22 protein-coding genes and 1 other RNA gene are annotated in these 22,520 nt (G+C 32.7%); 11 read left to right on the forward strand and 12 right to left on the reverse strand.

Annotated features, from left to right (window positions below; genetic code table 11):
* Window positions 1-12: 12 nt before the first annotated feature.
* From M666_RS20510 to M666_RS15020, 5 genes are all read right to left on the reverse strand, one after another.
* Window positions 13-165: a hypothetical protein gene (locus tag M666_RS20510; protein WP_155854719.1), complete on the reverse strand. Its 153-nt coding sequence runs from the start codon at window positions 163-165 to the stop codon at window positions 13-15.
* A gap of 137 nt (window positions 166-302) precedes the next feature.
* On the reverse strand, window positions 303-1,037 hold the full coding sequence (locus M666_RS15005) for a LytR/AlgR family response regulator transcription factor (RefSeq protein WP_024480825.1): 735 nt from the start codon (window positions 1,035-1,037) through the stop codon (window positions 303-305).
* 127 nt (window positions 1,038-1,164) lie between these two features.
* Window positions 1,165-2,682 carry a polysaccharide lyase domain-containing protein gene (locus M666_RS15010; RefSeq protein ID WP_029446516.1) on the reverse strand — a complete coding sequence of 506 codons (1,518 nt, stop codon included), beginning with the start codon at window positions 2,680-2,682 and terminating at the stop codon, window positions 1,165-1,167.
* A gap of 9 nt (window positions 2,683-2,691) precedes the next feature.
* Complete coding sequence (locus tag M666_RS15015; RefSeq protein ID WP_024480827.1) at window positions 2,692-3,084, reverse strand: acyl-CoA thioesterase; 393 nt, start codon at window positions 3,082-3,084, stop codon at window positions 2,692-2,694.
* Window positions 3,084-4,127, reverse strand: coding sequence for a glutaminyl-peptide cyclotransferase (locus tag M666_RS15020; RefSeq protein ID WP_029446517.1), 1,044 nt, complete (start codon window positions 4,125-4,127; stop codon window positions 3,084-3,086). Before M666_RS15020 ends, M666_RS15015 begins: the two co-directional genes overlap by 1 nt.
* A gap of 161 nt (window positions 4,128-4,288) precedes the next feature.
* Between M666_RS15020 and ffs the strand changes: the two genes are divergently transcribed.
* The 3 genes from ffs to fsa all read left to right on the forward strand — a co-directional run bounded on the left by ffs (window position 4,289) and on the right by fsa (window position 5,973).
* Window positions 4,289-4,387, forward strand: an RNA gene (ffs, locus tag M666_RS20275) — signal recognition particle sRNA small type.
* 76 nt (window positions 4,388-4,463) lie between these two features.
* On the forward strand, window positions 4,464-5,273 hold the full coding sequence (locus M666_RS15025; protein ID WP_029446518.1) for an SDR family oxidoreductase: 810 nt from the start codon (window positions 4,464-4,466) through the stop codon (window positions 5,271-5,273).
* A gap of 46 nt (window positions 5,274-5,319) precedes the next feature.
* Entirely contained in the window at window positions 5,320-5,973 is a 654-nt protein-coding gene (gene fsa / locus M666_RS15030) for a fructose-6-phosphate aldolase (protein WP_029446519.1), read from the forward strand.
* Between the two features lie 154 nt (window positions 5,974-6,127).
* Here the strand turns inward: fsa and M666_RS15035 are convergent, their stop codons facing one another.
* Entirely contained in the window at window positions 6,128-7,507 is a 1,380-nt protein-coding gene (locus M666_RS15035) for a hypothetical protein (RefSeq protein ID WP_029446520.1), read from the reverse strand.
* A gap of 170 nt (window positions 7,508-7,677) precedes the next feature.
* On the opposite strand from M666_RS15035, the gene M666_RS15040 reads away from it, so the two are divergent.
* A complete protein-coding gene (locus M666_RS15040; RefSeq protein ID WP_024480832.1) occupies window positions 7,678-9,306 on the forward strand; it encodes an ABC-F family ATP-binding cassette domain-containing protein in 1,629 nt (542 codons plus the stop codon).
* A gap of 82 nt (window positions 9,307-9,388) precedes the next feature.
* On the opposite strand, the gene leuB is transcribed toward M666_RS15040, so the two are convergent.
* From leuB to leuC, 4 genes are all read right to left on the reverse strand, one after another.
* Window positions 9,389-10,444 (reverse strand): 3-isopropylmalate dehydrogenase, encoded by a 1,056-nt coding sequence (gene leuB / locus M666_RS15045; protein ID WP_024480833.1) that lies wholly within the window; start codon window positions 10,442-10,444, stop codon window positions 9,389-9,391.
* Window positions 10,445-10,576: 132 nt separating this feature from the next.
* Complete coding sequence (locus tag M666_RS15050; protein WP_025615175.1) at window positions 10,577-12,094, reverse strand: hydroxymethylglutaryl-CoA lyase-like TIM-barrel protein; 1,518 nt, start codon at window positions 12,092-12,094, stop codon at window positions 10,577-10,579.
* A 54-nt stretch (window positions 12,095-12,148) separates the two neighbouring features.
* Window positions 12,149-12,745, reverse strand: a complete 597-nt coding sequence (gene leuD / locus M666_RS15055; RefSeq protein ID WP_024480835.1) for a 3-isopropylmalate dehydratase small subunit — start codon at window positions 12,743-12,745, stop codon at window positions 12,149-12,151.
* 78 nt (window positions 12,746-12,823) lie between these two features.
* A complete protein-coding gene (gene leuC / locus M666_RS15060; RefSeq protein ID WP_024480836.1) occupies window positions 12,824-14,239 on the reverse strand; it encodes a 3-isopropylmalate dehydratase large subunit in 1,416 nt (471 codons plus the stop codon).
* A 340-nt stretch (window positions 14,240-14,579) separates the two neighbouring features.
* Between leuC and M666_RS15065 the strand changes: the two genes are divergently transcribed.
* From M666_RS15065 to M666_RS20515, 7 genes are all read left to right on the forward strand, one after another.
* Complete coding sequence (locus tag M666_RS15065; protein ID WP_158400249.1) at window positions 14,580-15,629, forward strand: DUF4138 domain-containing protein; 1,050 nt, start codon at window positions 14,580-14,582, stop codon at window positions 15,627-15,629.
* 263 nt (window positions 15,630-15,892) lie between these two features.
* A complete protein-coding gene (locus M666_RS15070; RefSeq protein WP_029446522.1) occupies window positions 15,893-16,303 on the forward strand; it encodes a peptidase associated/transthyretin-like domain-containing protein in 411 nt (136 codons plus the stop codon).
* A gap of 173 nt (window positions 16,304-16,476) precedes the next feature.
* On the forward strand, window positions 16,477-17,475 hold the full coding sequence (locus M666_RS15075; protein ID WP_029446523.1) for a hypothetical protein: 999 nt from the start codon (window positions 16,477-16,479) through the stop codon (window positions 17,473-17,475).
* Window positions 17,476-17,532: 57 nt separating this feature from the next.
* Entirely contained in the window at window positions 17,533-18,528 is a 996-nt protein-coding gene (locus tag M666_RS15080) for a hypothetical protein (RefSeq protein WP_029446524.1), read from the forward strand.
* A gap of 22 nt (window positions 18,529-18,550) precedes the next feature.
* Window positions 18,551-19,234, forward strand: coding sequence for a hypothetical protein (locus M666_RS15085; RefSeq protein WP_029446525.1), 684 nt, complete (start codon window positions 18,551-18,553; stop codon window positions 19,232-19,234).
* 137 nt (window positions 19,235-19,371) lie between these two features.
* Window positions 19,372-19,569 (forward strand): hypothetical protein, encoded by a 198-nt coding sequence (locus M666_RS15090; RefSeq protein ID WP_151198069.1) that lies wholly within the window; start codon window positions 19,372-19,374, stop codon window positions 19,567-19,569.
* 102 nt (window positions 19,570-19,671) lie between these two features.
* Window positions 19,672-19,845 carry a hypothetical protein gene (locus M666_RS20515; protein ID WP_158400251.1) on the forward strand — a complete coding sequence of 58 codons (174 nt, stop codon included), beginning with the start codon at window positions 19,672-19,674 and terminating at the stop codon, window positions 19,843-19,845.
* 635 nt (window positions 19,846-20,480) lie between these two features.
* On the opposite strand, the gene M666_RS15095 is transcribed toward M666_RS20515, so the two are convergent.
* Window positions 20,481-21,317 (reverse strand): hypothetical protein, encoded by an 837-nt coding sequence (locus M666_RS15095; protein ID WP_151198070.1) that lies wholly within the window; start codon window positions 21,315-21,317, stop codon window positions 20,481-20,483.
* 216 nt (window positions 21,318-21,533) lie between these two features.
* Entirely contained in the window at window positions 21,534-22,463 is a 930-nt protein-coding gene (locus M666_RS15100) for a hypothetical protein (RefSeq protein WP_151198071.1), read from the reverse strand.
* Between the last annotated feature and the right edge of the window lie 57 nt (window positions 22,464-22,520).

The raw sequence follows: 22,520 nt of genomic DNA on the forward strand, positions 1-22,520 counted from the left end.
TATAATCGCTGCTTAATTACCTTTTGTTACTACTTCTCCACAATCATCACATGCAACTGGTGAATTTACATATAATTGATCTTCATCTTGACTGGCCTCAGAAGTACAAGAGAACATTCCTAAACTTAAAACTACTACTGCGAATACTGCTACTAACTTTTTCATAATATCTTTGATTTAAATTGGTTACTTAATTTGAAATCAAAAGTATAGCGCGGTAGTACTGTTTATAGAACAGTATCATTTCTTGGTGTATTTCCCTAATATCTGTGAGTATCTATCTTATTTTTGTAAGAATTTACTTAATTAAACGTGGTAATAGTACTTTTGGTTAGTATTTTCTTGACTTCATCTATATTTGATTTGTAAGATTTAGAGAAGGGGAGTGTGGTACTGTTGTTCTTTATGGTGCAGGTAGATTTACCGTAATTAATTCTAGAAATGTACGTCGTATTAAGAATATAACTTTGGTGGATTCTCATAAAGCTAGCAGGTAATCTATCTTCAAACGTTTTTAGGGTTTTAAAAGCGCTGATGATAGAACCATCTTTCATAAAAACGTCGGTAGTGTTGTTGTCTGCTTTTAGGTACAGAATTTCATTGGTACTTATATACCGATAATCTTTATAAGATTTTAAACATAAGGTAGTATTGGTACATTGCGAGCTAAAATCTCTCTTCTGTAATTTTAAAACAGATTTACGAATATCAAATTCATTTAACGGTTGTAGCCAGTAGTCAAAGAAGCCATTTTTAATAGCATCATAAGCATATTCTTTGCTTTTTGATATACCAATAATCACGGGAAGATGTTTTAGATATTGGTGTAATTCTAACACCATCATAAAACAGGTTTCTGCATTCTGATTTAGGTTGATAAATATAATTTCGGGAGATTCTTTTAAAATGATGTTTAAGCCTTCAGAAGAATGCTCTGCAACACCAGCACAATTAAACTCTTTGAAGTTGGCTAATTGCGTTCTGAGGGTATGGCTAAAGGTACTATCAGAATTTATAATGGCATAGCTGTATTCCATAAGATAATAAATTAGCTTGCAAATTACCATATGTTCATAACAATAGACTGCATGAAAACCTTTGACTTTCAAGGGTTTTCATTCGAAAATGCTATTAAATAACTCTTTTTAGCTAGCTATTTATGACCTATTCAGGAATGTATTGGTAGGCACCGAGGCTTGGTAAGGTGGTCCTATCTACTTCATTGATATCTAGTGGCGCTTGAGTTGCAAGCATCACATCTCCTTTATCTAAAGCAAAAGAAGTAGCTGTTAATGCGAATATGTTTTTGATAGGATCTACAAAGGCGGCCTCTTCATTTAAAATGATATTTTTATAAAGCGCTTCATTTTGAAAATCATACCATGGATTTCCTGCGAAATTTTCAGCATTGATGGTTACCATAGAATTGGTAAATTGAATTCCTAATGCATCCGTATTCATATCCAAATTGGCGATCAATAATTCTGTGGTACTATTTCCTGTAATGATACAGTTTCCAAAAGTAGCCGTTGTTTTTTGGTCGGTATCATTTGTAATTTGTAGTGCAGGGCCTGTTCTGCTACCACTGGTCCAGTAATTGGCTATCGTGCTATGAATGAAACTGATAGCGCTACCGCCTTTAAGGTTTACAGACGAACCACCAGCATTGGCTACCACCAAATTTTCTGCAGATATAGAAGCGCCTTTGACCCATAAATTTACCGATGCGCTATTGTATATCTGAGTATTTTTTAAGCTTAAGTTTTCGGTTACAGTGCTTGTATTTCCATTGACAGCTAAACCAATGCTTGCATTTTTAATGGTCAAATAATTTAATTTATTTGCAACACTATTTTCATCAAACCAAACAGTTCCCCATTGCCCAGAGGTATTTGCATAGGCTGGTTCTAATCGGTCGCCTTCAAAAATAACTTCATTTTCTAAGGCTATCGCATCACTACTTTTTTGTCCCTGAATGATTACATTACTACTTTCCTGCATGTAGAGCCCAGAATTCTCATGAAAATATACTCGAGTACCAGCGGCTATGTTTAGTGTTTTATTTTTAGGTACGGTTGCATATCCATAGATTACATAGGCCTTTTCGTTATTAAAATTTAATTGATCGTCGCTAAGTTCAAAACCTGTGACTTCTATTTCTTCACCATTATCCGTAGTGCCTAATTTTAAAGTATTCTGATTCAAATCAGATGGAAATAAAAAAATAGCATCTTTAACAAGCGTGACTAAAGGTATCTTTTGTTCATGTATACCTGTATCAAAACGTATCGCATCTAGGTATAAAAACTCTTTTTGATTCGTGGTAGAAATATCAACGGTGGTTTCTATAAAAATATATAAACTATCCTTTGCTAATAGAGGAGTGTTTAGAAACGTAGTTCCTGCTTGTCCGTCTACATTAATCCTATAGAAGCTCTCTATTCCATTTTCTAAGGTGATGGAGGGTATTTGTAGATCTTTGGCGCTAGTGTTATACACTTTTAAGGCATAGGTACTACTGCCTATGTTGGTAAAAACGGTATCTAGAAAAATAGTATCCTTAGAAAATGATAAATTACCAGTACTATCTTCATAGTCAAAATCTTTTCGACAAGAACTCCCTAACCACACAAAAGCGAAGAGTATAAAAAAACATAAGGGTTTGAGTTGATTCGCTTTCATTGCTGTAATTTACTTAAAAATGGCAATAATATCATCTGAAACCCTAATTGGTCTATTGCTTTGAGAATCTAGCAACACCCATTCTGTTTTAGATTTTAAAAGCAGTTGTTTTGTCTTCTGGTCGTGCATTTCTACCATTCGGATAGAAAGTGCTCCTTTTGATTCTTTTATATAGGTTTTTATGTCAATAATATCATCCAATACAGCGGCTCTTTTGTATTCTATAAAATGACTTTTTACCACCCAAATACTTTGTTCTAAGAGTTCTTTAGGGGCTTTTTCTCGCCAGTGTTCCTTGGCAATATCTTGAATCCATTGTACATAACGCACATTGTTTACGTGGTTTAAGTCATCCAAATCATCTTGGGTAACCTGTATGGTTTTGTGAAAAGATTTTGGCATTATTTTTTAATTATTTTTACTTCAAATAATTTATCCCAATTTTTTCCCGTGACAAAAAATGTACCTCTTTTGGTATGATAAGCCACTCCGTTTAAAACATCTAAATCCGGATGTTTCGTTACTTTATCTTTTAATCCACCAAAATTAATTACTCCAATAATTGCACCACTAACAGCATCAATAATCATCATACTTTCTTTTTGCCATACATTGGCATAAATGAGTCCGTCTACATATTCTAACTCATTTGTTTTATTAAAAATAGATTTGTTGGTGACTGTTTCTATATGATCTTCTTCTACTAGGGTCTCAGGATTAAGTAGCCATATTTTTTCACTACCATCACTCTTGTATAATTTTTTCCCATCGTTTGTTAACCCCCAGCCTTCTTTACTTGCTCCATATTGAAAACTATCTATCTTCTCCAGAGTATTGACATCATAGATAAAGCCTAAACCACTTTGCCAGGTAAGCATATAAATTTTATCATTAAGGATGGTAAGTCCTTCTCCAAAATATTGTGCATCCAAGTCTATTTGCTTAAACACTTTGCCAGTTATAAAATCAATTTTTCTTAAGTATGATTGTCCTTTTCTTCCTGTGCTTTCATAAAGAGTATCTTTATAAAATTCTAAGCCTTGTGTAAACGCTTTTGGATCATGAGGAAATTCATTAATAATCTCATAGGTATAAACTTCAGGGCCTTTTTCTGCTAAAAGTTTAATATTCTTTTCTATTTCCCCTGTTGTACCTTCATAGACTATGGTAGCTTTAATTGTTTTCTCTCCCAGATGTGGCATATCTAAAAGAATACGATTATTCTCGACCTTTAACGGTTTATCGTTAATAGTATATGATATGTTTTCAATTTCAAGTCCTTTTTTATTTTTCACCGCAATTCCAACGGATGCATTTTGCTGAAATTCTGTTTTATTGCCTGTTAATTCTATTTCAAATAAATCCGCAGGAACAGCATTACTGCTTCCGCAAGCATTTAAAAAGATGATTAATAGGAGTGAAGTAATCGAAAAAATAGATTTCATTTCGTAATTTTTAAATTTTTTTAAAGCGATCTGCTAAAAATTAAATATTCAAGAATTTGGCTTTCAATTAGATAGCATAAATTCTATTTGTAGGCAAGGTATTTATTTAAAATTAGAAAGTAAAATGATTGTGAAAAAATTAAAACATTGTATATTTGCAGCGGCAAGTCCTACGCGACCAGCTCCTGCAGAATCCCCCAGGGTGGGAACGCAGCAAGGGTATGTGGTTGTAGCGGTGCGACGTAGGTAGCTTGCCATTTTTTATTTCTTCAATTTATTCCCCTCCTTTTTTTCTCCTTATTATTATTCGTTTCTTTGTATCCATTAAAATTTTTTATGGAACAAAAAGTTGTTTTAATTACTGGTGGTTCATCTGGTATTGGAAAATCTATTGGTATTTTTTTAAAATCTAAAGGTTTTATAGTTTATGGTACTACAAGGAGCAAGGCTAAGTATCCTAACTTTGATGCTTTTAATTTGTTAGAATTAGATGTAAAAAAAGAAGATACTATTGCTCTTGCAATAACAGAATTACTAAAATGCGAAGGAAAGATTGATGTATTGGTAAACAATGCAGGAGTTGGTATTACTGGACCCATAGAGGAAACGCCAGACGTTGAAATTTCAAAAGCATTTGACACCAATTTTCATGGTCCTATTCGTATGATGAAAGCTGTATTGCCACAGATGCGTCTTCAAAAAGCTGGACTTATTATTAACATAACCTCCATTGCTGGATATATGGGATTGCCGTATCGTGGCATTTATTCTGCTTCTAAAGGGGCATTGGAACTAGTAACGGAAGCCATGCGAATGGAAACTAAAGATTTTGGTGTACACATCACAAATTTAGCTCCAGGAGATTTTGCCACAAATATTGCTTCTGGTAGGTATCATTCTCCAGTACTAACTAATTCGGCCTATCAAAAACCGTATGGAGCTACATTAGAAGCTATTAATAATGATGTAGATAGTGGAGGAGACCCTATTCAAGTGGCACACAAAGTTTTTAAGATCATTAAAACTCCCAAACCCAAAGTTCATTATAAGGTGGGCGACTTTATGCAGAAATTCTCTCTTTTATTAAAAAAGATTCTTCCAGATAAAGTGTACGAGAAATTACTCTTAAACCATTATAAATTGTAGCTTTGTAACTCATAGATTTTCAATTAATAATACTAAAAATAGAAGCATGAAATTTTTTATAGATACAGCAAATCTTGCTCAAATTAAAGAAGCTCAAGAATTAGGTGTTTTAGATGGTGTTACCACAAACCCATCTTTAATGGCAAAAGAAGGAATTACAGGTAGAGACAATATTTTAAAACATTATGTAGACATTTGCAATATTGTTGACGGAGATGTTTCTGCAGAGGTAATTTCTACGGATTTCGAAGGAATGATCAAGGAAGGTGAAGAACTTGCTAGTTTACACGAACAAATCGTTGTTAAATTACCAATGATTAAAGATGGTGTTAAGGCTTGTAAGTACTTTAGCGATAAAGGCATCCGAACAAACGTAACCTTAGTTTTCTCTGCTGGGCAGGCTTTATTAGCTGCTAAAGCGGGTGCAACTTACGTTTCTCCGTTCATTGGTCGTTTAGATGATATTTCAACAGATGGTTTAAACCTTATTGCAGAAATTCGTTCGATTTATGATAACTATGGTTTTGAAACTCAAATATTAGCTGCTTCTGTAAGACATACAATGCATGTTATTGATTGTGCTAAATTAGGTGCAGATGTTATGACAGGTGGTTTATCTTCTATTGAAGGTTTATTAAAGCACCCACTTACAGATATAGGTCTTGCTAAATTCTTAGAAGATTACAAAAAAGGAAACTAGTTCATAAATTAGATTCTCTTATTATAAAGAAAGCCGCTAAACATTGTTTAGCGGCTTTCTTGTTTGTATTCGGTGTATCTAATCTCTAGAATTACGCTCATTTACTTGAGTGTAATTAATCACTAATTAGGACCGCATCCTTACCTTAGTGCTATTATAGTGCGTACATATCTTTATAAGCATCGACAATTAAACCGTCTTTCACTAATATAGCTTTGTTGAGTCCGTCTATAATAAGTGTGTTTCTTAACGTATTATCGTCTTCCGCTCTATATTGATTATCGTATCCTATGTCTGATGAATCAATCATTTTTCTCCAATTCTCATCCATTTTACTGAGGCTAATTCCTATAAATTTGGTGTCAGGATGTAATACTTTTAACTTCGCCACTTGCTTGGTTATATTTCCAAAGTGTCTTGTATTCCTATCGGTCCAGAAATAAAAGATGACATCATCTTTACCCGAAGCTAGATCCGTTATAGAAACCAACTGACCAGAACTATCTATCACAGTTACAGCGGGTAGCTCATGTGTAGGCTGCATTTTTAATACACTTTCATAAAGTCCGTGTATTTCTGCTATATGGCCATTGTTATTAGAAAGTTTATGGAAATCTTCTAAGAATACTTTGTTGTTTTCTACGTTGTCATGAACTTTTAAGAAGTAGGTCATCGCAACATTTCTAAATAGATTGTCTCTCAACTTCTTTTCTTTAACAACACTGTCTATCAGCTTTAGTTTGTGTTGATTAAAGTGAAGTTGATTATTAATCACTCTTCCTCCATTAGAACAATCTACAGCACAATGGGTGAAGGCTACATTATCAAAATGACGCTTCATATAATCATAATACGGAGTAAAGAATGTTAAGTCCTTATTATCAAAATTTAGCTCATCGCGATAATCATAAAACTCTTCTGAGATGTCTGTTATTAGATTATCTCTATTCTTTTTTAAATGTTTGAAGGGGTATTTTTCTTTATTGATATAAGCACTATAGTCAATACTGGCTTTTGCCATTTCTATAGATTTGGGCGTTAGCTCAGCTTCTTTTTGTAATTCAGATAGCAATGCTAATTTTGTTTCTCGTAACGAATCAATTTTAAAAGAAAATACCTCAGGGTCTAAATTAAAATAAGAATTCACAGCTGTTTCTTCCTCTTCAGAATTTAGAAATACCTCAATCAAGAAATTATTAATCTCTTCTCCCTTTCCAGAAAAAACTAAAGACTCATCAAAGTAAATGGTATTTAAACGGACTAGTAGACTATCACCTTTGGATAGATATACATATTGGTATTGAGGCGCATGTCTAAAGTTATATAAACCTTCTTCAAGATTCTTTAACTTAATTGTGAACCTATTATGCATGTCTAGTTGAGCAGAATCTATGACGACATCATCTTTATATAAGATTACTGTTTGACTTGTAGGATTAATAATTTCTCCTGCAAAAATGGTAGGGGAGTCTTTATCATCTGAAAAACAAGCTGTTAAAGTCAGTAATAAGAGACAAAAAGAATATTTATACATATATAATAAGAATTCTTAGGGAAGCGAATTTAATAAAGAGAATAAGTATATGCTGTTAATGCACCGTTAAAATTAATATTTAGCTCTATCTCTTCAATATTTCATAGCTCCGAATGCTAGTTTTAAGGGTAAATTTTATCTATTTTTGCACAAATTTTAAACTACTGTATATGTTATCTGTATCCAATTTATCGGTACAATTTGGAAAAAGAGTTCTTTTTGACGATGTGAATGTTTCATTCACGCAAGGGAACTGTTATGGTGTTATTGGTGCTAATGGCGCAGGGAAATCTACATTATTAAGAATTATTGCTGGTCAAATAGACCCAACTTCTGGTCATGTTTCTTTAGAACCTACCAAGCGTATGTCTATTCTAGAGCAGAACCATAATGCTTATGATGCCATCACTGTTTTAGAAACTGTTGTAATGGGTAATAAACCATTAGCGGCTATTAAAACAGAAATGGATGCATTGTATGCGGATTATGATGATAAAAATGCTGATAGAATAGGGGAGCTTCAGGTACAATTTGAAGAAATGAATGGCTGGAACGCAGATAGTGATGCAGCCGCATTATTATCTAACCTAGGTATTAATGAGGAATTACATTACACCACAATGGGTGATATGGATTCTAAATTAAAAGTTAGGGTATTATTGGCACAAGCACTTTTTGGAAATCCTGATGTGTTGATCATGGATGAGCCTACCAACGACTTGGATTATGAAACAATTAGTTGGTTAGAGCATTTCTTAGCAAATTATGAAAATACGGTAATCGTAGTTTCGCATGACCGTCACTTCTTAGATTCTGTCTGTACGCATATTGCAGATATAGATTTTGGGAAATTAAATCTATACTCTGGTAACTATACGTTCTGGTATGAAAGTAGCCAGTTAGCGGCAAGACAACGTGCACAACAAAATAAAAAGTCTGAAGAGAAAGCTAAAGAATTACAAGAATTTATCATGCGTTTTAGTGCAAACGTTGCGAAAAGTAAACAAGCCACTTCTCGTAAAAAAATGCTTTCTAAATTAAAGATTGATGATATTAAACCTTCAAGTAGAAGGTATCCAGCGATTATTTTTGAAAGAGAACGAGAAGCAGGAGATCAGATTTTAAATGTAGAAAAGCTTTCTGCAACTTCTGATGATGGCGATTTATTATTTAAAGACGTAAATATTAACCTTGCAAAAGGAGATAAAGTAGCCGTATTCTCTAAAGATTCTAGAGCAACTACTGCTTTTTATGAAATTATCAACGGAAATAGAACTGCAACTAGTGGCGAATTTCAATGGGGGATAACTACAAACCAGTCTTACTTACCAGCAGATAACCATTCTTTCTTTGAAAGTGATGATAGTTTGGTTGATTGGTTGAGACAGTATGCCACTACGGAAGAAGAGCGAGAAGAGGTTTATGTTCGTGGATTCTTAGGTAAAATGTTGTTTAGTGGTGAAGAAGCCTTAAAAAAATGTTCCGTATTATCTGGGGGAGAAAAAGTTCGTTGTATGTTAAGTAGAATGATGATGATTCGTGCTAACGTACTAATGTTAGATGAACCTACAAACCACTTGGATCTTGAAAGTATTACCGCATTTAATAATTCTTTAAAGAATTTTAAGGGAACTATCTTATTTACTACTCATGATCATGAGTTTGCACAAACGGTAGCAAATAGAATTATAGAATTGACACCTAGTGGAGCTATTGATCGTTATTTATCTTTTGATGACTACATGTCTGATAAAAATATTAAAGAACAAAGAGCTAAAATGTATGCTGTAAACGCATAAATGTTGTTCATTAAGTTCGTATAAGAAAAAAGCCTCTGAAATTAAATTTCAGAGGCTTTTTTAATTAAAAGAGGTGGTGGTGTTAAATGTTTTTAGCTAACCAATCACCCACTTCACTAGTTTTATACGCTTTTGCTCCTTCAGATAAATCTTCAGTAACAATACCTTCGGCTAGAGATTTGTTTACAACATCTCTAATATCTTTAGCTTCTTCTGTTAATCCAAAATCTTCAAACATCATAGCGGCAGATAGCACTGTTGCCAATGGGTTTGCAATATCTTTACCAGCTGCTTGCGGATAAGAACCATGAATAGGTTCGTACAATCTAGCTTTCTCACCCACAGATGCAGATGGCATTAAGCCCATAGAACCTGAGATTACAGAAGCTTCATCTGTAAGAATATCTCCGAATAAGTTTTCAGTAATCATGACATCGTAAGAATTTGGCCATTGCACTAAACGCATGGCAACTGCATCTACAAATTCATAAGACACGGTAACTTCAGGATAATCTTTTTCCATGGCTTGTACTGTTTCTCTCCAAAGTCTTGAAGATTCTAATACATTAGCTTTATCTACACAGCATAATTTTTTACCACGAGTCATCGCTAATTCAAAACCTTTTTTTGCTAATCTTGTAATTTCAGCACGTGTATAGGTACAGGTGTCAAAAGCGGTATCGCCATTATCTTTACGTCCTCTTTCTCCAAAATAAATTCCACCAGTAAGCTCCCGTAGAATAATTAAATCTGTACCTTCAATACGCTCTCTTTTTAAAGGAGACTTATCTATTAAAGATGGGAAAGTAAATGTTGGTCTTACATTAGCAAATAAACCTAATTTCTGACGCATTTTAAGTAAACCTTGTTCTGGTCTTACTTTAGCAGATGGGTCGTTATCAAATCTAGGGTGACCAATAGCTCCAAAAAGTACGGCATCTGCAGCTACACAAACATCATGTGTGCTGTCTGGGTAAGGCTCTCCACAATCATCAATGGCAGCAGCACCCGTTAAAGCTGGTGTCCAACTTAAATCATGACCGTATTTTTTTGCAATAGCATCTGATACTTTTACTGCTTGATCTATAACTTCAGGACCAATTCCGTCGCCGGCTAATAAGGCAATATTTAATTTCATAATAGTACTTTGACTTTGAACTTAAGCTATAAAACTTAAGCTATAATTAATTTACATTAGTTTAAAATCTGTTGTGGCTATAGTGCTACAGTAATGCAGCTATACTAGCTAACAACTTCGTGATTGCTCACGTTAAATAATATTCAACATTTTTTCTGTGGCTTTAATTGCTGATACAGTTTGATCAGAATCTAGTCCACGTGTAATATATTCTTTTCCTTGGTTATCCCAGGTGATAATAGTTTCACATAAAGCATCAGAATTACTGCCAGGAGGTATCCTTACGGCGTAATCTATTAGTTTAGGTAATTCTATCTTCATAGTGCTATACACACGCTTTAGTGCATTCATAAAGGCGTCAAATTGTCCATCGCCTTGCGCATGCTCCTCATACAGTTCACCTTCTATCTCTACGGATACGGCTGCAGAAGGTTGTAATCCTTTTGCATGTGATAATAAGTACGAGGTGATCTTTGCTTTGCTCTGATACCCATCACTATCTAGAACATCCGAAATAATATAAGGTAAATCATCTTTAGTTACGCGTTCTTTTTTATCGCCTAACTCAATGATCCGTTGGGTAACTTTCTTTAATTCATCATTGTTTAAAGTAAGTCCTAGTTCTTGTAAATTCTTTTGGATATTTGCTTTCCCCGAAGTTTTCCCTAAGGCATATTGGCGTTTACGGCCAAAACGTTCCGGTAATAAATCATTAAAGTAAAGGTTGTTCTTGCTATCGCCATCTGCGTGAATGCCTGCTGTTTGTGTAAAAACATTTGCACCTACTATGGGCTTATTAGCAGGAATTCCAAAACCTGTAAATGCAGAAACAAGCTTACTCACTTTAAATAAAGAAGACTCCTTGACACCAGTTTCCAACTCTGGCATAAAATCATTTATAACAGCTACAACACTGGCAAGAGGAGCATTTCCTGCTCGTTCTCCCATACCATTAACGGTTAAATGTAAGCCGTGACAACCAGCTCTTAAAGCTTCCATAACATTTGCTACACTTAAGTCATAGTCATTATGCCCATGAAAATCAAAATGTAACTTAGGGTACGTATCCACTATTTCTTTTACAAAATCGAAAGTTTCGTTATGCGTAAGTACACCTAAAGTATCTGGTAACAGAATGCGTTTAATAGGTTGTGTGGCTAAGAAATCTAAAAACTGAAATACATATGCTTTAGAATTGCGCATGCCATTACTCCAATCTTCAAGGTAGACGTTTGTTTCTATTCCTTTACTTTTTGCTAAAGCTATTACTGATGCAATTTCTTTAAAATGGGTATCGGGAGTTTTTTTAAGTTGATGTGTTAGGTGGTTTAAAGAACCTTTGGTTAGTAAGTTTTGAACCTTTGCTCCAGCTTCTACCATCCAATCTATTGAAACTCCTTGATCTACAAATGACAGAACTTCAACTTTCTGAATTAAATCTTTTTCACTAGCCCAACTAGTAATCTGTTTTACGGCAAGTAATTCTCCGTCAGAAACGCGAGCGGACGCCACTTCTATGCGGTCTACTTTTAGTTCTTCTAGTAGTAATTTTGCTAAAGTTAATTTTTCTGAAACAGAAAACGACACTCCCGAGGTTTGTTCACCATCGCGGAGTGTGGTATCCATTATTTCAATCTTTCTTTTTTTCATTATCGAGTAAACGCTGCTGCGAATCTTTTTACTTCATTAAAGAAATAGCGGTTCTTATAAAGGAGTGTTTTTTGCAAATTCTACTATATCGCTTTTGACATTCACTAGGTAGTCTATATCATCAAAACCGTTAAGCATATTGTCTTTTTTATAACCATTGATGTCAAAAGATTCTTTCTCACCAGTAGCTAAAAGAGTAACAGTTTGCTCTTGCAAGTTTACTTCAATAACTGTTTTAGGATCTTTTTCAATTTCAGAAAAAAGCTTATTAGAGAAATCAGCACTTACTTGTACCGGTAATACCCCAATATTTAAACAGTTTCCTTTAAAGATGTCTGCAAAAAAGCTAGAAATTACACAACGGAAGCCATAATCATATACCGCCCATGCAGCATGTTCTCTTGATGATCCTGAACCAAAGTTACGACCGCCAACTAATATTTTTCCTGAATAGGTACTATCATTCAGCACAAAATCTGTCTTAGGAGAATTATCATTATTATAGCGCCAATCTCTAAAAAGATTATCGCCAAACCCTTTACGCTCTGTGGCTTTTAAGAAACGCGCTGGTATTATTTGATCTGTATCTACATTCTCTATTGGTAAAGGAACTGCAGTACTTGTTAGTATTTCAAATTTATCGTATGCCATTTTGTATTATTTTGTTGTTCGTTGCTGGTTAATGGTTAATGGTACTATTATTTTTACTTAAAAAATAACAAGCAATAACTAAGAACTAGCAACTAATTTTTCCATTAATTCACGTGGATCCGTAACTTTTCCGGTTACTGCAGCGGCTGCCGCCACAAGAGGAGAAGCTAATAAGGTTCTTGATCCTGGACCTTGACGGCCTTCAAAGTTTCTGTTTGATGTACTTACCGCCAATTTACCAGCAGGTACTTTATCATCATTCATAGCCAAACAAGCAGAACAACCAGGTTCTCTTAGCTCAAAACCAGCTTCGTGAATAATAGCTAACAGACCTTCTTCTTTAATAGCTGCTTCTACTTGATGTGAACCAGGTACTAACCAAGCCGTAACATTAGGAGCTTTTTGACGTCCTTTAATAATAGAAGCAAAGGCTCTAAAATCTTCGATACGCCCGTTGGTACAACTTCCAATAAATACAAAATCGATAGGCTTACCAATCATATCGTCCCCTTCATTAAAAGACATATACCCTAGAGATTTTTTGTAGGTACTTACGCCACCCTCAACTTGCTCTGCTTTAGGAATACTTTTAGAAATACCCATCCCCATTCCTGGATTGGTTCCATACGTAATCATTGGTTCAATATCAGAAGCATCGAAACTCAATTCTTTATCAAATTCTGCATCAGGATCTGTATGTAAGGTTTCCCAATAGGCCATTGCTTTATCCCAAGCAGCACCTGTAGGTGTAAATTCACGTCCTTTTATATAATCAAATGTTTTTTCATCAGGAGCAATCATACCACCACGAGCACCCATTTCTATACTTAGGTTACACACGGTCATACGACCTTCCATCGTCATATTTTCAAAAACATCACCTGCATATTCTACAAAGTACCCAGTAGCTCCAGAAGTAGTTAATTTAGAAATAATATATAAAGCAACATCTTTAGGTGTCACTCCAAAATTTAAACTCCCTTTTACATTAATTCGCATTTTCTTAGGTTTTGGCTGCATAATACACTGCGTTGCCAATACCATTTCTACTTCAGAAGTACCTATACCAAAAGCGATAGCACCAAAGGCACCATGGGTAGAAGTATGAGAATCTCCACATACAATAGTTGCTCCTGGTTGCGTAATTCCATACTCGGGTCCCACTACGTGAACAATTCCATTTTTTTTATGTCCAAGTCCCCAATGAGAGATACCATATTCTTTAGCATTCTCTTCTAAAGCTTTTAATTGATTCGCTGAAAGCGGATCTGCTACCGGTAAATGTTGGTTAATTGTTGGTGTGTTATGATCTGCCGTTGCAAATGTACGCTCTGGATGAAGTACACGAATACCTCTATTTTTAAGTCCTAAAAATGCTACAGGACTAGTAACTTCATGCACTAAATGGCGGTCTATAAACAATACATCTGGTCCGTCTTCTACATGTTTTACTACATGCGAATCCCATACTTTGTCAAATAATGTCTTTTTCATTTCTTAAATAAACTTTGAATTTTTTGCTCCTAAAAAGAGCAATTACAAATTTAAAAAAGTATCCCATGTATGCACTTCACTTGTAGTAAGAATTACGATGTTCAACAGGTATTTTGCCTAAATAAAATATATAAGACCATTAAAAAATTAGCCTTATCCAATAGATTAAAATCCAATTATTGCCAACAATAATGATTTCGACTTTTTACGATAACATTCAACGAGTATATTTTTTATACTCTAAAGCTTTAGCTACTTTAGCGCTCTCATTTTGTAAGATATAGGAAACATAATTGTAGCTGTTATGGTTGTCCTATTTCTAACATTAAAGCGTAAGGTTATGATTATCAAGAATTTGAAGCATTTGTTTTTTTTGTTGCTTCTTTCCATTCAAATAGGATATGCTCATTCAGGAGAACCTATAACTATAGCCTTAAATGAATCTAATATAATTACCCTTATTTTTCCAGCTCCAATATTAAACGTCGTAGAACCTTCCTCTGATTATATGTTCAGTCATGAGCAACAAAGTAATATGGGCGTTTTAAAGGCTAGTAAAACCAAACACTTAAGTAATTTAACCATCACTACCAATGATGGCTATATCTATTCTTTTGTATTAGACCCTTCTAACGATGTTACCAATTTTGTGTATGTATTAACGGTATCTAATGCTGTTGGCAGAATTAATGTCTCTCCTAATACAACAGTAAAACCGACACCATCTGTTCAAACAACAGATCCAAAATTACAAGCTGACAATACGATTATAAATACAAGCCCAGCAATTTCAGAACCAGCACCAAGCGTAAAACCTGTACTAACCACCAATAATGCTGGGGCAACACAACCTACTAGTCAGTTAGTTGGCGTTACCACTCCAGAGGTAACTGAAAATACCAGGCCAGAAGATCATAGCATTATCCCTGTTGCTATAGAAAACCAACCAGTTCATGATATTGATTTGTATACTTCTGAACCCCAAACGTATTACAGTATTTTTTGTGAAAATATCCATATTGAGAAACCGACGATTAAGAATGTATCTCGGAAAGTGGGGGTGATTGAATTAAAATTAAATGATATTACCTTAGATAAAAATGAAATGTACTTTAGTTTGCAAATCATAAATGGTTCTGCAAAAGCCTATACTATAAAAGATTTGAAGTTTTTTATAAAAAGTAAGGGAGCTAAAAAAGAATTTAAAATTGAGCCATTATATGTTTACAATTTTAGAAATGATTTAGGCGTAAATTCTGAAGTGAATGCCGTCTACGTTCTAAAGAATATCCGCTTAAGTGAAAAACAGCAATTGTTTATTGTATTGGAAGGTTTAGATCATGAACGTTTTATCTTACTAACTCCACCAAACAATGTTGTTAATCGTTAAAAGTTTCATACGCTGAAAAATCTTAATTACCAATTACCACTAGCGCCACCGCCGCCAGATCTTCCTCCTCCTCCAGCATACCTAATAGAGGAATTATTGGAGCTCCTAGAGGTCTCGCTGTTTACAGATTGACTATTGTAGCTTCTTCCTGATGCACTGTATTGGTAAGAATTATTGTCTGAATTAGATGCAACGATTGTAATTATAATTATAAAACAGGATTCTGACTAACATAAAAAACTTTTAAAAATAAATTTACGAAGATGCCTATTAAAATAATTTGTAAACTCTTGTTTCTTTTATTGATTCTTAGTTCATGTGGAATTACAAAGCACGTACAACGGTATGCTGTAGAAGGCTATATTGTTGATGCTAATAACACTCCAATAGATCAAGTAGTAATTAAATTTTTGTTAGATGAAAATCAGAACGACATTATGCTATTAAGTGATAAAGATTCTACAATAACTAATGATGAGGGGTATTATAAATTTAGAGAAATAAGTGCCTCTGATATTGGTTTTATGGGTGGGGAGAGCATTAAGAGGTTACCTGTTTCTTATACATTTATAGTATTAAAAAAAGGATTTGTAAATGATACGGTGAATCTACGTTCTAGAAGCCCATTAAACAATATTTTAGTGATTGAAACAATAGAATTAGAGCGGGAGTAAAATAAGAAAAGTGTATCACAATTGAAACCACCGATGGAGATGACCCCATAAAAAAGCTTAAAAAGGAAAATGGTTTACACTATGAAGGAGATACTGAGATTATTGTTCTAGACCCTTATGAATGGGAATTAACTGACTGGCAAATACCTATATACAGATTTAAATAAACACCTATGAGAAAAAGTATTAGTGCATTACTACTTATTTTAAGTATTACAAGTTGTGCACAGCAAAACAAAAAAGAACCTGTAAAAGAAACCGCTCCAACCTCTATAGATTTAAAAGCAATTTTAGAAGATGACCCTTATATAGGTCAATTAAAAAAATATGATTATGAACCGGAATACGTGCTACAAATAACTACGTTATATGCTTATGAAATTAGGGTGAATGATATTCCTGTAGCTACTAATTACAGTACAATGGGGGGGACCATTTGGTATCCTATTAATAAGGCAATACTACAAAGTGGTAAACAAAGCTTGTCTATTAGCATATATCCAAGATATACAGATGATAATACTCAAAAAGACTATTTTGAAGATCCTGATAATTATGATTTTTGGTTAGATATAACACAGACTGCATGGATTGATGGGAGTAGAGAAGAGCCCAAAATGGTATTAGAATATGAAATGCCTAGGAAAGATGATCGTGGAAAAGAAATAAATTTTTCTCAATTGAAATCTCATCATGATGAGCTAAACTTTAAAGCAAAGGTACCTTATACCCTCACCGGTTGGAGTGATAGTAAAGTGTTTGATAAAAAAGATAGTGTAGCCATTGAGCAAAGAGTGGTGGCTTTCTACCAAAAGTATAGACAACTTATGGTAGATAAAGAAGCATTACAACTACAAAAAATCAAATTAAAACAAGGCTATGAAACTTCTCAGTATTCCTATTTGGATAAAGAGAAATTATTTAAAGATAGAGAGGAATATGTAAGGGATTTTCCTAAAGAAGATTTTTTAATGGCTGATTTAGAAAATTATGAATTAAAATTTTATGGAAATAACAGGGTATTAGGCTTGGTTTTTGCTAATGATCCTGATAAAGGCGAATCTATGATGGCAAAATATTATTTAGATAAAAATGGGGATGGTAGGGTATCATTTTATCCAATTCTATTACACCAACCTAAAGGTTCGGATAGTTTAGAAGTAATAAGGTGATTTTTTATGCCATTTTTAATACATGTTAATTGTGCCTACAGATTTAAATAAACACCTATGAGAAAAAGTATTAGTGCATTACTACTTATTTTAAGTATTACAAGTTGTGCACAAGACAATACACAAAAGAATATGAAAACATTATCAGATATTAGTAATTTATATCAAGAAATAAATCATTATCCAATAGAACCACATTACGGTATTTATATAAGTTCTTCTAATACAAATTTTGAAGTGAGAATAAATGATATTCCAGTATTTCTTGAATATGAATTTATTACTAATGATATCTCTCCTAAAGGAAGTTATTTTCCAATCAACCTCGCTATATCTAAATCAGGTATTCAAAAGATAGAGGTTCGTATGTATCCATCATACAATAGAAAAACTCAACAGCTAGAAACTAGCTTAAACAAAGCGCAAGTAATAATAGACGTTGTAAAGCGAGAATATAACACTTCTAAAAAAGAATATGGTGATGAAGAAGTTTTACTAAACCTATCTTCACCAATTGAGAAGAATAAGGTTAGTAAGAAAACAAAATTTAATTATCCAGAACTTACAGAGTATATTTTTGATGCTAATTTTGAAGCTTTAGTACCATATAATATTGAAATACTAGAGAAATCTCAATCAATGCTTACGACGGATTTAGAAAAATTAAAAGAACTTACAGAGCAACTACTTTCTAAATATTATGCTTTATCTGAAGTCTATGATAATAATGAAATATCGCAGTACGCTAATTTAATATATGACAAAGAAAAACGGACTGCTCAACAATTATTTTTTTCAGAATCAGATAGTAAAAAAAGAGTTGAACAACTTTTAACTTCCGGAAGAATAGTTAAGGAAGGTTATAAAATGATGTCTTTTAAAAATTTTAAACTACGCTTTTATGCAAATGGAAAGATTGTAACTCTAGTTTACGATGAAATAGGACAAGTTGGTAGAAATAAATCTGTTTTGCGTTCTAAAGGTGATTCCAGGAAAAGCTATTATTCATTATTCTACAAGCCAATTAACAGCGATGAGTTTATTCTTTATTAAATTTTGTTCTATTGAATAATTTATGATTTTAAAATCTTTTTATCCTTTTTTTATTTTCGTTTTAAGTTTTTTAGAAGTGCTGTTCTTTCTATTAATTGGAGGTATGATTTTGTTTAAATTATTTAAAAATAAAATAAAGAATGATGTGTTAGATATTTCCGAAATAAAAACTCTTTCTAAAGGTCTTGTTAATATTAAAGGTAAAATAAAACCGATTAATTATATAGAATCTCCAATATCAGAAAGAGAATGTATTGGCTATAATTATAGTAACCTTTCACTTAGTTATGATGGTAGAAGAGGAGCGAAAGGAGTTAAAAGATGGCGAATATACAGAACAAAATCAGTTAGTTCAGATTTTTATTTGCAGGATAAAACAGGACAAATAAAAGTAAATGCTAAAAATATTTCTATACAAATAAATGTAAATAGATCCGAAAAAAAACTATCCAGAACGTTAATTGATGTGGAAAATTTATTATTGGAAGACGGTACAGAATATATATTGATCGGTACAGTTAATGTAGATAAAAATGGAGATATGGAAATTGTAAAAGAAAAAGAACTGATTATAATGGATGAGGCTTTTTATAAATTTGTGAATGTAGAGATTCCATCTATGAAAAAAAAAATAAGATTATTTATAATATTTTTACTTCTAGTATTATTTATTTTTATCATACACAACTTTGGTTTATTAAAATAGAACTTTATGATATTATAGATTGGTGAGATACTTTATTAAAAACATTTAAATCAAGCTTGCTTTACTACTATTTTTCTTTTGGCTTTACTCAAAACTCCAAAATTAGTATTGAAATTTTTAGCCCTAACTTTCATTATTTGGAATTTGATGATGAAAGCTATATGGATGGATCTATTAATGTAAGTGCAAAAATAACCAACCAAAGTCAAGATACTTTGTACATCCTTAATGAGAACTTAAATCACATGGCATTTTATTGTACTCCTTATAAATTGATATTAGGTAAAATTACTAAGAATTGTAATAGCGTAATGCATGGTATTTCTATTGCATAAATTCTGGATGGTGGATTTAAACCTAATGGTAAATTTTCCCCGGATAATTTTCAAGCATTAGCCCCTCAAGCCACGCAGCAACTTCGAATCTATATTGAGGATGTGGATGAAAGTTTTTGTGTAGATGAAGATGGGAATACAGCACTTATGATAAGCTTTGAATTTCCTGAAGAAATATTAGATGATTCTGTAAAAGAAAGTCCAATATATACCAAGCTTCCCAAAGGAAAATTTATAAGTAATACTATAGCTTTTAGTTATAAAATAAAAATGTAGTATATAATCAATTTACCAATGGAATTTTTTTCAATAAAAATTAATAATGTTTACTCACTATTGAAAAAATGCAAGAGGTATTTAAATTCTTAATAATTTTATATTAATGTTTACTTAATTTATTTAACACGCGTAACAGAAGAGCGCTATCCGAGGCCGCGCACATGCGGCACCGCTAAACATAGGACAAATATGCATGCTCCTAATTGTTGCTATTGGTTTTCCTGAAATAGTTATATTTACTTTATAGTATTTACATCACCACCTATCACCTCAATCGGTGCTACTTGAATTAGTTTTATTACTCCTAATAGCAGTTATATGTTCTCTTTCAATGCTTTCATAAGTAGGCTTCACATTCATTGTAAAAAAAATTGGCTCATCTTTAGCTCTTTGTATTTAATATCATCATAATTTGAAGTTATAGGTACAGGATCTGTAAGCTCATGTGTATTTTTTTCTTTAGCGTTTGACTTTTTTGAAGCATCAGTATTCGTATCTTTTTCTTTTAAATTAGAGTTAAAAAAAAATTGTCTATTATTAAATTTATAATAATCACGTTAATTACAAGTATGCTATTTTTGTATCAACTTCAACAAATTTAAAAAATTTAAATAGTGTATTTGTTCTTTTCTTTACTGAGCTGATATTCCAACTTTCAGGCCTTTAATTGGTCCAGTAGATTCTGGATCAAAAGCTCCCCTAATCGTCATATGACCTCCTCCAATATTTTTATAAACAGGATTAGAATCTAATACTGTAAAAATTGTTTCATTTTCGTTTATAGAACATTTCTCTAGTTCTATAAACGAAAATGAATGTTGAGTATGTTTTAACTTATCATGATTAAGATCAGATAATTCCATGAATTCATTTAACGAGTTTCCTAATTTATAAGGAATTTTTCTAAGTAATATTATTTCAAAAGGAGGGGCAACATCTCCCGTAAATCTTCTATCTAAAACTAAGTTTAGTGTGGTCAATTTTTTTCCTGGTTCCGACAACAAGAAAGTTAATTTAATATCGTCATATTCAAATCTATAATATGAATATTTTTCAGACAAAAATAATTCATCCTTATGCTCGCCAAAAATACTTAGTATTTTCTCGTAAGAATCTCCAATAAAAAAAGACTTCCCATTATATTTGAATTCACACGCATCAATTTCAAAACGGTGCTCTTGTTTTTCAAATTGCGTCATTAATTCTTTATACCTAGGGTCGTCGTACTTTGGCGTTATAGTTAAATCATCTGAATCATTAACAATATTTTTTTCTTCAGCGTTTGATTTTTTTGATGCATCAGTGCTAACATCTTTTTCTTTTAAATTAGAGTTAAAAAAATTGCATGCTGTTAAACTGATAATAAGTGCGATAGTAATAAGTAATTTTATTTTTTTATTATCAATCTCCATAAGTTTATGAAATTTTAATTGTGTATTATTTAGGTCTTTACTGAGCTCATATTCCAACTGTCAGCTTTTGAATTGGTGCAGTAGATTCTGCATCAAAAGCCCCCCTAATCGTCATATGACATCCTCCTATATTTTTATAAACAGGGGTAGAATGTATTGTTGTTAAAATAATTTTAATTGATATTTTCTTACTCGATATAGCACTCGTTACAAATGAGCGCTATCGAGGTAAATTAAAAGTTGTCTATAGATATTACATAATCCATGCAGAAATTATTTAGTAATAATTTCAAAGGTATCAGATCCCTTAGGCTTATGTAATCGCACCGCTAGGGAGTTTCTATATTTTTCATCCTCATAAATTAGAACATCCCAATTTAATAATTCAGAATCTGTTCTGTATAATTTAACCAATCTACCTTCTGCTTCTATAGCTAAACTATAATTTTCAATTGGATACATTTTATTTTTAGTGATTTTGTTTGTAGCATTAGTATTGAGCATATTTAAATATTCTTCTTTATTTAAATATGCAGAAAGAGCTGCTTCTAAATATTTAGTTTTTTGTAGTTCATATGTATACTTATAATTTGAACCTTCATTCAAGATGTTTCTCAATTCTTGATAATAAGCTACAACTTCTTTTTTGAGTAATTCTGAATCTATATCTCTTAAATCCTGGCTCTCGCTCCAACCTTTGATTTTATAAGGTAAATCTTTGATAGTAAATTCTATCTCTTGTTCTGTAAAAGAAACAGGATTTGGTATCGTAAAAGTAAATTTTTTATGTATTGTTATATTTTCTATTTCACCATCATATTCTTCATACCTCAAAAGTTCAATTTCTAATTCATCTAGATCCGATTGATGTATCAAACCATCTTCTGCTGCAATTTCTGGATCCTCATGCGGCTGAAATGTATATTTTGCCGTATAGTTTCCGTTTCCTAAAATGTAATTTTCTAGATAACTCCATGTAAAATGATTCAATACACGATCATCATTTGGAACTATGTTTTCTTCCGCCAAAATATCATTTATTTTTAAACTATAAGGTAGCTTAGAAGTAGTAGATAGCGCATATTTTATTTTTTTATGTTTGCTATTTTTGTCTAACTGAGATAGAAGTAAAGAATCATAGGAAGTCATTTTTACAGGCACTATATTTTTTAAATCCTGCCCGCAAGCATTGAGTATTCCCACTAAAAGAAATATTAAAAAGTATCTGATCATCATTGGAATTGTAAGTCATAGGCAATA

Source organism: Cellulophaga baltica 18 (genome assembly GCF_000468615.2).
Taxonomy (GTDB): domain Bacteria; phylum Bacteroidota; class Bacteroidia; order Flavobacteriales; family Flavobacteriaceae; genus Cellulophaga; species Cellulophaga baltica.